This window comes from Ellagibacter isourolithinifaciens, assembly GCF_008831035.1.
GTDB lineage: Bacteria > Actinomycetota > Coriobacteriia > Coriobacteriales > Eggerthellaceae > Ellagibacter > Ellagibacter isourolithinifaciens.
In genome coordinates, this window is sequence record NZ_WAJR01000001.1 from 172,341 (window position 1) to 183,910 (window position 11,570).

An 11,570-nucleotide genomic window follows, 5' to 3' on the forward strand; every position below is an offset into this window, starting at 1 on the left:
GCCTTTATGGCGGGGAGGCGCATGCATGGATTAAGGAGACGCCCATGTCGAACGCTGAACCCCGTTTCGGTCGCCTGATCACCGCTATGGTCACGCCCTTCAACGATGAACGCGAACTCGACCTCGACCGTGCGCAGGCACTTGCCACGCGCCTTATCGAGGGCGGTAATGACTCGCTTATCATCAATGGAACCACCGGCGAGAGCCCCACGGTCTTCTACCCTCAGAAGATCGAGCTTTTCCGCGCCGTCGTCGAGGCGGTCGGCGGCAAGGCCTCCGTCATCGCCAACGTGGGGGACAACTGCACGGCCGACACCGTTAACTTCGCCAAGGACGTCGCGAAACTCGGTGTCGACGGCTTCATGTGCGTCGTCCCGTACTACAACAAGCCTCCGCAAGAGGGAATGTACCAGCACTTCAAGACCATTGCGAATGCGGTGGAGCTCCCCATCATCCTCTACAACATCCCGGGCCGCTGCGTTGTCAACATGGAAGCTGAGACCACGCTGCGCCTCGCCAACGATTGCGAGAACGTCATCGCCGTGAAGGAGGCGTCCGGCAAGATGGATCAGATCGCAACCATCGCTGCTGCCGCTCCCGAGGGCTTCAGCGTGTATTCCGGCGACGACTCCGCAACCTATGACATCATGCGCCTCGGCGGCGCGGGTGTCATCTCGACAACCGGCAACGTCGCGCCTGAGCGCATGAAAGAGCTCGTCACGAAGTGCGCCGAAGGCAAGTGGGACGAGGCATGGGCTGCCCACGAAGCGCTTCTGCCGCTTATGAACGGCCTGTTCGAAACCTCGAACCCCATTCTCGTGAAGGAAGCCCTCAAACTTGTCGGCTTCCCCGTCGGCGGCGTGCGCCTGCCGCTTATCGACGCCACCGCCGAGCAATCGGCTCGCCTCGCATCGATCATGCGCGAGGTCGGCGTCCTTTAATCGATCAGCGCGAACGCCCGCAGGTGGATTGCGCCTGCGGGCGTTCGCGTACCGTGATAAAGGAAATATATGGAAAAGGAAAAACATACCGAATCAGCTTCTCGTCAGCCCGACAACGGTGCCGCGGAGAAGGGAAAGAAAACCAAAACATACAAGCATGTGAAGCTCGAGCACAAGCGCCCCCAGCTTACCAAGGGTGGGGAAGCGGGCGATGGCGCTCAGAAGAAGCGCAAGCCCACCCAAAAGAAGCGTTCATCGAGCGCGGGCAAGGACCCCAAGGCCAAGCTGAAGATCATCCCTCTCGGCGGCCTTGACGCCATCGGCAAGAACATGACCGTGTTCGAATGTGGAAACGACATGATCGTCGACGATGCGGGCCTTATGTTCCCCGACGACAATCATCCCGGCGTCGATCTTATCCTGCCGGACTACACCTATGTGCTCGAGCATGCCGACAAGCTGCGCGGCATCGTCATCACGCACGGCCACGAGGACCACACTGGCACGATCCCGTACCTTCTGAAGGATCTCGATCGCCAGGTTCCCATCTATGCGACCAAGCTCACGCTCGGCCTCATCGAGGGAAAACTCGCCGAGCATCGCATCAAAAACGCCAAGCTCGTTGAAATCAAGCCCGGCCAGCAGGTGAAGATGGGCTGCTTCACGACGGAGTTTTTCGCCGTGAACCACTCGATTCCCGGCGCCGTGGGCGTGTTTCTGCAGAGCCCGGCGGGCAACGTGCTGCACACCGGCGACTTCAAGCTCGACCAGACCCCGATCGACGGTGTTCACTTCGACTTCGGAGCGCTTGCGCGCTACCACGAAATCGGCGTCGACCTCATGATGAGCGACTCCACAAACGCGACGAAGTCCACGTTCACGCCGAGCGAGGCCGAAGTCGGCAAGACCCTGAACCGCATCATCAGCCAGGCGAAGCAGCGCGTCATCATCGCCTCGTTCGCGAGCCATATCCACCGCATGCAGCAGATCTGCGACGCCGCGCGCGCGAACGGCCGCAAGGTCGTCGTCACGGGCCGTTCGATGGTGCAGAACACCGACATTGCTCGCAAGCTGGGATACCTCAACATTCCCGACGAGGACCTGATCGACGCTTACGAGCTGAAGGGCATCCCGCCCGAGAAGGTCGTCATCATGTGCACGGGCAGTCAGGGCGAGCCGCTCTCAGCCCTCGCACGCATCGCGAACGGCGAGCACAAGACGATCGACATCGAGGAAGGCGACACCGTCATCATTTCAGCGACGCCTGTCCCCGGTAACGAGAAGGCCGTCACGCGCGTCATCAATTCGCTCGCGAAAATTGGTGCAGACGTGTACGACAAGAGCCGCGCGCGCGTCCATGTTTCGGGACACGCGGGTGCTGAGGAGCTCAAGATCGTTCTCTCGATCGTGCAGCCGAAGTCCTTCATGCCCGTCCACGGAGAGTCGACGCACCTGCGCGCCCACGCTCGCCTCGCGGAAGCAACCGGCGTGCCGAAGGACAACATCTTTTTATGTGAGAACGGCGAATCGCTCGAGCTCACCCCGCGCGGCGTCCATCGCGGTGAGGTTGTCCAGAGCGGCATCGTCTACGTCGACGGCCTGTCGGTCGGCGACACCTCGCAAGACGTCCTCGACGAGCGCTGCGCGCTCGGCGAGCAGGGCTTTGCTTGCATCGCAGCTGCTGTCTCGCTTTCGCGCCACGAGGTGCAGGGCGAAGTCCAGGTGGAGATGCGCGGCATTACCGGCGGCGACGACGCATACCTCGCGCACGACGCTGAAGCTGCTGTGAAGAGCGCGCTTCGCAAGGCGCTTGGCAAGAACGCCACGCTCAAGGAGGCCAAGAAGGCCGCGCGCGACGCGCTTTTGTCCCTGCTGTGGGAGCGCACCAAGCAGCGTCCTATGGTTATCGCCAACCTACTTGAGATTTAAACGACCCAACATGCCCCCGCGCCCCAGCGACGCGGGGGCCTGCTTCGCAGACACGCAGCATTAACGAACCAGTTAGGAGCAATAGTGGCTCGGAAGCCATCTTCGTCGTCGAGGAACACCGCCGCGAACCGTCGCCCACAAAGCGCAGGATCCGGGAAGCCGGGCACGCGCAAGGGGCGCAATCCACGCGCCCAGAAGGCGGCTGACGCCGAACGCGATTCCCGCAAGCTCATTGACGAGTACGCGAAACGCGACATCGTGGGCATCGCCTTCACTGTTGCGGCCGTCGTGCTCTTCATCGCGGCCGTCATGCGCTCCGACGCGATCGTGACCTCCTTCATTTCGAGCGCGCTTCATCTCACGCTCGGAATCGGTGCCTATATCCTGCCACTGTTCCTGCTGGCTATCGGAATCACCTTCCTCATCCGCTTCGAAGCAGAACGCGTGCCGACCCGCGTCGCAGTGGGTCTTGCACTCGTCTTCGTCGCGTTGCTCTCGGTGTTCGCTCTTGCGACGCCGTTGCCTGAGGGAGGCGACCCTGCGGGCATCCTGTTCAACGAACATGAGTTGACCGTTCGGGGCGGCTATATCGGAGCGGGCATCGCCTGGCTCGGCATTACATTATTCGGGCAGGTTATCTCGATGATTATCGTCATCGGCGTCGCTGTTGCCGGCTTGTGTATCATCGGCTTGTCCATCTCCAAGCTCATTGAGAAAATCAGGGAAAGCCGTGCCGAGCGCCGAGCGGAGGAGGGTGCGGGCGCGTCGTTCCCCTTCGCGAGGATTCGCCGCAACTCAAAGAGAATCGATACGGCAGATGACGAAGCTCCCGAGGTCGACAGCAGCGCCGAGACGCGGGTCATCGCCGCGCATCCCCTGGCAACCCCCAAGTCCATCGCGCAGGGAGCGTCTTCCTCCGCGAAAACCCGAACCCTCGGCCGCGCAGAGCGCAAGGCGGCTCGCCTCGCCGAGCTCGAGGAGCAACAGGCAAGCACTTCCGATGGGGGAGAAGTTCAACCTGCCTCGATGCCGACCCGCCGGATCGAGCCCATCGAGGGCACGTCTTCGTCGCTCACGCGCAAGCTCGGCAAAAAGGCTGATTCCGACGCAGCGGCACCGCAAGAAGAGGCGCCCAAGCCCAAGAAGGCAGCACGCGCGAAACTGCCCGCAAGCGCTCCGACCCCGCTCGAAGGCTTCACGCTGCCCTCGATGGACCTGCTTTCCTACTCCAACGACCCCGAGAAGGACCGTGCATCCGAAATCGAGCTCCAAGATACAGCTGCCCACCTGCAAGAAACGCTTGCCGATTTCCATATCATGGCCGACGTTGTCGGGTGGGTCGCAGGCCCCACGGTCACGCTCTTCAAGGTCGACCTTCCTGCGGGCGTGCGTGTAAGCCGCGTCACAGCGCTCTCCGACGACATCGCGCTCGCGCTCGCCGCCCCAGGTGTTCGCATCTTCGCGCCCATCCCTGGGACGAACTACGTCGGCATCGAGGTGCCTAACCGTACTCGCCAGACCGTCTTTCTAGGCGATGTCCTCAAAGACGCCGATGGCGGCCCGTTGCTTATGGCAATTGGCAAAGACGTCGAGGGCACGTCGATCATAACCGATCTCGCGAAGATGCCCCACCTCCTCATCGGCGGCACGACCGGCTCCGGCAAATCGGTGTCCATCAACGCCATGATCATGTCAATCCTCATGCGCGCGACGCCCGCCGAGGTCCGCTTCATCATGATCGACCCGAAGCGCGTCGAATTCACGCCTTATAACGGGATTCCCCATCTCTACGTCCCGGTCGTGACCGAGGCGAAGGAGGCGGCGAGCGCACTCGCCTGGGGCGTCGCTGAGATGGAGCGCCGCTTGAAGGTCTTCTCGAAGGTCGGCGCCAGAAACATCGGCCAATACAACGCGAAAGTGCACGCAGCGCATGAGAATGCGGAAGCGGCAGACGACCCCATCCCCGAGGAGCTTGCCACGCAGCTTCCCTATATCGTGATCATCATCGATGAGCTTGCCGACCTTATGATGAACGTTGGCAAGGAAGTCGAGTTCTCCATCAGCCGCATCGCGCAGCTCGCCCGTGCCGCGGGCATCCATCTCATCGTGGCGACGCAGCGCCCTTCCACCAACGTGGTGACCGGTCTCATCAAGGCGAACATCACGAACCGCATCGCGTTCAACGTGGCGTCCGGCATTGACTCGCGCGTCGTTTTGGACACCCCCGGAGCCGAGAACCTCATCGGTCTGGGCGACATGCTCTTCAGCAAGCCCGAGTACGCGAAGCCGCAGCGTATCCAGGGGTGCTATGTCTCCGAGGACGAGATCAACGCTGTGGTCGACACGTTGAAGGAACAGGGACAGCCCGAGTACCACTCCGAGATTTTGAAGACCAACATCGTGACGAACCTCTCGCAGTCGCCCGACGGCTCAGGCGGCACGGTGGAGGAGGACGACCCGCTTATCTGGGAAGCGGCCGACATCGTCGTGTCATCAGGTCTCGGATCGACCTCGAACATTCAAAGACGCTTGAAGGTGGGGTATTCGCGAGCAGGTCGTATAATTGACATGCTTGAGGAACACGGAGTCGTCGGCCCGCCCAACGGCAGTAAGCCGCGCGAGGTTCTCGTCGACGCCATGGAGCTCGAGACACTGAAGGCATTCGAAGCGAACGACGCCGCAAAGGAGTAGAAGGTGGCTAGCAATACGACATTCGGCGCTGTGCTCAGGGAAGCACGCGAACACCGGGGGATGGACGTCCAATCCATCGCGCGGCAGATGCGCGTTCGCGCCGACATCATTCGCGCAATCGAGAACAACGACTTCACGCGCATGCCGCCTCGTGGATACGCGAAGAACATGGTCGCCACCTACGCGCGCATCGTCGGCGTCAACCAAACGACCATCACGCGGATGTACCTTGAGGCAGCAAACGCCTACGAGACGGGGAAGATGAAAAACGATTCGAGCCGTGTGCCGAACATGAGGTCACAGCGCTCATCGCGCGGCTCTAGCTCGCGACAGGCCGACGATTCGCCGCGCCGGTCATCGGGGCGCCTCATGTTTGACGACCGGCGCGATGCGCGAGGAACGGCACGAGGCAACGACCATGTGCACACGTCGCGCAGGCCGCTCTCGCCGGGAAGCCCGCAGTATACCAACCTCTACGCAGCGCCGCAGAACGTAACGCAGCAGCGCCCAAAGCTTCCTCTGCTCATCGGCATCGGCGTCATCGCCGTGATCATAATCATCATCTGCGTGTTCGTGTTCGGCGGCAAAGAATCCAAGCCCGCTCAGGAAACGCCGACCGTGCCCATCACGGGCTTGTCTGATACGTCGAACAAGCAGGCACAAGGCGACTCCGAGAGCACCTCGAACTCAGACTCCCAGACCCAGCAGTCCTCCGTCGCTCCGACGAAGGCCACCTTCACCTACAAGGTCGCGTCGGGTTCGAGAGTCTACATCGAGATCTACGAGGGCGATTCGAGCTCGGCATCCGTCGCCGAGACGGTAACGGGGCCGGCTGAGAAGTCCTTTGACGTCACGACTAAGCTGCGCTTCATTTCCGACGCTTCGAGCGCAGTTGAGGTCACCGTCGACGGGGAGAAGGTCGACTTGACCGAGAACAGCAACGGCATGTACGACTACACCGTCGACTTCTCGCAGATTCTTGCGAAATGGCAGCAGGACCACGGCCAAGCAAGCTCGTCGTCGAGCGCAACCTCAAGCGATTCAGCGAAATCGACTTCGACGTCGTCACCCAGCAGCACGAAAAGCACCATCTCTTCTTCGTCGAGCAACGCAACCTCGACGAAGAGCACGACCCGCACATCCGAATAAGCAAGGAGGCCCACATGGCAAAGGAATCGAGCTTCGATATCGTTTCGACCGTTGATTTCCAGGAAGTCGACAATGCTTTCCAACAGGCTAAACGCGAGATTTCACAGCGCTACGATCTGAAGGACTCGGGCGCTGAGATCACACTCGACAAACAGAACAAGACCCTTGGCATCCACGCACCGGCAGACTTCGTCGCCCGTCAGGTGAAAGACGTGATCGGCAGCAAGCTCGTGAAGCGCGGGATCGAACTTACCGCTGTGAAGTGGGGCGAGCCGCAAGCCGCAACCGGGCAGAGCGTGCGTCTTTCCGCCACGATCGTCGACGGCATCGATAAGGAAACGGCAAGCAAGATCAGCAAGGACATCCGCAACCTCAAGCTGAAATGCAAGGCGACCATCGAAGGCGACAAGCTCCGCGTCTCCTCAGCTTCCCGCGACACGCTCCAGGAGGTCATCGCCTTCCTGAAAGGCCAAGACTACGGCCAACCGCTTCAGTACACGAACTATCGCTAGGAATCCTTGTTCATGACAGTGGAAGTTACCCAAGGCGGCGGGCGCTCCGTCGCCTTCATCACGCTCGGCTGCGCCAAAAACGAAGTCGACTCCGAGAAGATGCGCGCAAAGGCGAAAGCCGTGGGCTATCACATCGAGCAAGACCCCGAGAAGGCCGATGCGATCGTCATCAACACCTGCTCGTTCATTCAAAGTGCTACAGAGGAAAGCCTCGAGGCAATCTTCGAGGCAGCGGGCATGGAAAACGTCGCCTCGGGAGATGCCAAGCTCATTGTCGCAGGTTGCATGCCGGCACGCTACGGCGACGAGCTTGCGGCGGAGCTGACCGAGGCCTGCGCTTTTGTCCCCTGCAGCAAGGAGGACGATCTCGGAGATATTCTTAATGCCCTGTTCGGAGGCTCGCCCGAGCGCGCCGCGGCGGACGATGATTCCGATGACGAGCCCGCAAGCGTCTCAGCGTACGTGAAGATTTCCGACGGCTGCGACCGCTTCTGCTCATATTGCGCGATTCCCTATATTCGCGGGCGCTATCATTCTTTCGCACTTGAAGACATCGACCGCGAGGTGGCTGCTCATGTCGCAAAGGGCGCACGGGAAATCGTGCTTATCGCCCAGGATACCGGCCGTTGGGGACAGGACTTCGAGGAACCGTCATCGCTTGCAGCGCTTATGGACGAGCTTGCGCAGCGCTACCCGTCGACGTGGTTTCGCGTCATGTACGTCCAACCCGAGGGAATCACCAACGAGCTGCTCAAGACCATAGCGGATCGCGACAACATCTGCTCCTATCTCGATATCCCGCTCCAGCATGTCGACAAGTCGCTTCTGCGCGCCATGAACCGCGCAGGCTCGCGCGAGAAGTATCTGGCGCTCGCCGAGCGGATTCGCACAGCGATTCCTAACGTCACCTTGCGCACAACGCTAATCGCAGGATTCCCCGGAGAAACGGAAGACCAGTTCGAAGAGTTGTGCGATTTCGTCTCCGAAGGGCTTTTCGACTACATCGGCGTCTTCGCGTACTCGCGCGAGGAGGGTACGACCGCATACGAGCTGCCTGGCCAGATCGACGAGGACATCAAAGCCGAGCGCGCGCAGACCTTGCGCGACCTTGCCGATGCATCGTGCACGCCGCGCATCGCGCAGCGTGTGGGCCAGGAAATGGACGTGCTCGTAGAGGGCATCGAAGAGGACGGTCAACTGTTCGGCCGCGCGATGTGCCAAGCCCCCGACGTTGACGGCGAGACCTACCTCACCGAGGGGAACGTGGGCGACATCGTTCGCGTTCGCATTGCCGACACGCTGCTCTACGAGATGGAGGCAGAGTAATGTCGACCGAGTTGAAACCGGGGGAGACCGACAAGCTTTGGACGATCTCGAACATCATCACGCTCGTGCGCATCTGCCTCGTCCCGGTGTTCGTCGTGGCGCTTATCACCCCCTGGCCGACCTGGTTCAGTATTGCAGGCGTTTCATCGACCACAAAAAGCCTGATTGCGGCCCTTATCTTCATCTTGATATCATGCACGGACTGGCTTGATGGCTACCTCGCTCGCAGCCGCGGCGAGGTGACGAACTTCGGCAAGTTCATGGATCCGCTCGCGGACAAGATTCTCGTTTGCGCGGCGCTTCTCGCGCTGGTTGAGCTAAGGGTTCTGCCTTCTTGGCCGGTGCTCATCATCTTGGCACGCGAGTTCATCGTGTCGGGCATCCGCATGGTCGCCGCGGACAAGGGCGTCGTCATCGCGGCAAGCTGGTATGGCAAGGCGAAGACCGTCACGCAGATCATCGCAATCGTGCTGTTCATCGTAAAGGACTCCATCCTCCCCGTGACCAGCCCGAACCCCTTTGACAACCCGCTCTACGTGCTCTCGTGGCTCGTCATGGTCGTAGCGCTCGCTCTCACTATCATTTCAATGATGGATTACTTCGCAAAGGCGCGCCATCTCCTCGGGTTCACCACAAGCAAGGAACGAGCTCTCCAGCGAGAGGGGAACGCAAAGAGCGAATCGAACGAGGAAATCGCACGTCGCATCATCGAAAGCGCGAGCGAGAAGGGTGCGACCATCGGGTGCGCAGAGAGCCTGACAGGAGGCCTCATCGCGGGCGCTCTCACGGCGATCCCCGGAAGCTCGCAGGTTGTGCACGGTGCGATTGTGAGCTATGTGAACGACATCAAGCATCGCGAGCTCGGCGTCAACGCGGAGGTTCTCAAGACCGAAGGGGCCGTCTGCGAAGCGGTCGCCCGGCAAATGGCAGAGGGTGCACGCAAGAACCTCGATGTCGACATAGCCGTCGCTGTGACGGGAATCGCAGGTCCCGGTGGAGAAGAGCCGGGCAAGCCGGTCGGCACCGTATGGGCCGCGGTTTCCGCGCAAAACTCCTGCGAAGCGATGTGCTTCCATTTCGAGGGCAATCGCGAAGAGGTCCGCAATGCGACAGTTCGGGAAGCTCTGCGCATGATCGAGGGCGCGCTTTCGACGAGTTTCGCTTAATTTCCTGCAGATAAGCTGCCAGGAATCGGGAAGGTTTTCGTAAAAGCTCCGCCAGAATGCGACGTTACGATTCTGTTGAGGCAAGTTCCACCGCGAGCCTTGACACACAAACGTTTGTTCGTATAATGAGGAGCTATGACATGGATGAAATCGCCGTAATCGGAGGAGAAGGAATGAACGACGAAAAAGCCAAGATGCTCAAGATCACAACCGATCAGATCGAGCAGAAATTCGGTCGGGGATCGATCATGAAGCTTGGCGAAGGGGGCGAGCACCTCAACATCGGCGTCATTCCCACCGGGGCACTGCCGCTCGACGCAGCCCTCGGAATCGGAGGCGTGCCTCGTGGCCGCATCATCGAGATTTACGGCCCTGAATCATCGGGCAAGACAACCCTTGCCCTCCAGATTCTCGCCGAAGCCCAAGCGATGGGCGGTGTGGTCGCCTTCATCGACGCTGAGCATGCGCTCGACCCTGTGTATGCCGCCCGCCTCGGTGTCGACATCGACGAGGTGCTCATTTCCCAGCCCGACACGGGCGAGCAAGCGCTCGAAATCTGCGATATGCTCGTGCGCTCCGGTGCGATCGATGCCGTCGTAGTCGACTCGGTCGCGGCGCTTGTCCCCCGAGCCGAAATCGAAGGCGAGATGGGCGACACCACCGTCGGACTTCAGGCGCGACTCATGTCTCAGGCGCTGCGCAAACTCGCAGGCTCCCTTTCGAAATCGAACACAACCTGCATCTTCATCAACCAGCTCCGCGAGAAGATTGGCGTCATGTTCGGTAACCCCGAAACTACGACAGGCGGCCGCGCCCTGAAGTTCTTCTCCAGCGTGCGTATCGATATCCGCCGCATCGACAGCATTAAGAAGGACGGCGAGGTCGTGGGTAACCGCGTTCGCGCAAAGGTCGTCAAGAACAAGGTCGCGCCTCCGTTCCGCCAGGCCGAGTTCGACCTTATGTACGGCGAAGGAATCTCCCGTGAGGGCTGCATCGTCGATATGGCCGTCGAATGCGGCGTCGCAAAGAAGAGCGGCGCGTGGTACACCTACGGCGAAGAGCGCTTGGGGCAAGGTCGCGAGGCTGCGAAGGCCACGTTGCGTCAAAACCCCGAGATGAGGGAAGAGCTCGAAAACAAAGTTCGCGAAGCGTTCGAAATCCCCATCCCGACGCGCACCGCAGAAGAAGCCGATGCAGTCACCCCCGTCGCCAAACCGAAGAAGAAATAGCGGTTCATGGCAACGCTCGTCGACATAGAGCAGCTAAAGCGCAATATCAGGGAAATCGAGTCCTCCTCCGTTTATGAAGAGACCAGCTTGGCGGAGGAGGAGGCAAAGGCCTTCAAGAAGATTCTGAAACTTGCAAGCATCCGTGAACAAGCGAGCAAGAAGCTCCATGAGAGGCTCATCAAGGACGGCTTTAGCGAACAGGCTGTCTCGAACGCCCTTGGGCGCGCAATCGAGGCACACATCGTCGACGACGAGCGCTATGCCGAAGCCTTCATGCGCACCCAGCTGGCGCAGGGCAAAGGCCGTCGCGGCGTCGAACGCGCTCTCGAACAGCTCAATATCGACTCGCCATCGGAAGAAGCATGGCAGCTCGCCTACGAGCAATTCGGAGACGATGAGCTCGAGCGAGCAATGGCGCTTTTACACCGAAAGCCACCGCGGTCGAAGAATCTCCGAGAAGGCGCCTATCGTAAGCTTGTCCAAAAAGGGTACAGCGCAGACGTCGCCGCTTCCGCCGCGAGACGCTGGAGCGAGTCTCTTGCTGCACCTGAATGCGAATATTTCGCCGACTAAGCGAGCAATTTCGCATTTTTTGACCTTGAGGGTTATATGACCAGCAAACATCCT

9 protein-coding genes are annotated in these 11,570 nt (G+C 60.4%); all 9 read left to right on the top strand.

Translation table 11 applies throughout. The annotated features are described in order from the left end of the window. The first annotated feature begins 44 nt into the window (after window positions 1–44). The 9 genes from dapA to F8C90_RS00790 all read left to right on the top strand — a co-directional run bounded on the left by dapA (window position 45) and on the right by F8C90_RS00790 (window position 11,516). Window positions 45–941, top strand: coding sequence for a 4-hydroxy-tetrahydrodipicolinate synthase (gene dapA / locus F8C90_RS00750; protein WP_158048531.1), 897 nt, complete (start codon window positions 45–47; stop codon window positions 939–941). Window positions 942–1,010: 69 nt separating this feature from the next. Continuing rightward, window positions 1,011–2,870 (top strand): ribonuclease J, encoded by a 1,860-nt coding sequence (locus tag F8C90_RS00755; RefSeq protein WP_158048532.1) that lies wholly within the window; start codon window positions 1,011–1,013, stop codon window positions 2,868–2,870. An 84-nt stretch (window positions 2,871–2,954) separates the two neighbouring features. Further along, entirely contained in the window at window positions 2,955–5,561 is a 2,607-nt protein-coding gene (locus F8C90_RS00760) for an FtsK/SpoIIIE family DNA translocase (RefSeq protein ID WP_158048533.1), read from the top strand. Between the two features lie 3 nt (window positions 5,562–5,564). Continuing rightward, window positions 5,565–6,710 (top strand): helix-turn-helix domain-containing protein, encoded by a 1,146-nt coding sequence (locus F8C90_RS00765; RefSeq protein WP_158048534.1) that lies wholly within the window; start codon window positions 5,565–5,567, stop codon window positions 6,708–6,710. A gap of 14 nt (window positions 6,711–6,724) precedes the next feature. After that, window positions 6,725–7,222 (top strand): YajQ family cyclic di-GMP-binding protein, encoded by a 498-nt coding sequence (locus F8C90_RS00770; protein ID WP_158048535.1) that lies wholly within the window; start codon window positions 6,725–6,727, stop codon window positions 7,220–7,222. A gap of 12 nt (window positions 7,223–7,234) precedes the next feature. Beyond that, window positions 7,235–8,548: a 30S ribosomal protein S12 methylthiotransferase RimO gene (gene rimO, locus F8C90_RS00775; RefSeq protein WP_158048536.1), complete on the top strand. Its 1,314-nt coding sequence runs from the start codon at window positions 7,235–7,237 to the stop codon at window positions 8,546–8,548. Beyond that, window positions 8,548–9,714 (top strand): CDP-diacylglycerol--glycerol-3-phosphate 3-phosphatidyltransferase, encoded by a 1,167-nt coding sequence (gene pgsA, locus F8C90_RS00780; protein ID WP_158048537.1) that lies wholly within the window; start codon window positions 8,548–8,550, stop codon window positions 9,712–9,714. Before rimO ends, pgsA begins: the two co-directional genes overlap by 1 nt. A 173-nt stretch (window positions 9,715–9,887) precedes the next feature. Next, complete coding sequence (recA, locus tag F8C90_RS00785) at window positions 9,888–10,943, top strand: recombinase RecA (RefSeq protein WP_158048538.1); 1,056 nt, start codon at window positions 9,888–9,890, stop codon at window positions 10,941–10,943. A 6-nt stretch (window positions 10,944–10,949) separates the two neighbouring features. Further along, complete coding sequence (locus F8C90_RS00790) at window positions 10,950–11,516, top strand: regulatory protein RecX (RefSeq protein WP_158048539.1); 567 nt, start codon at window positions 10,950–10,952, stop codon at window positions 11,514–11,516. Window positions 11,517–11,570: the final 54 nt, after the last annotated feature.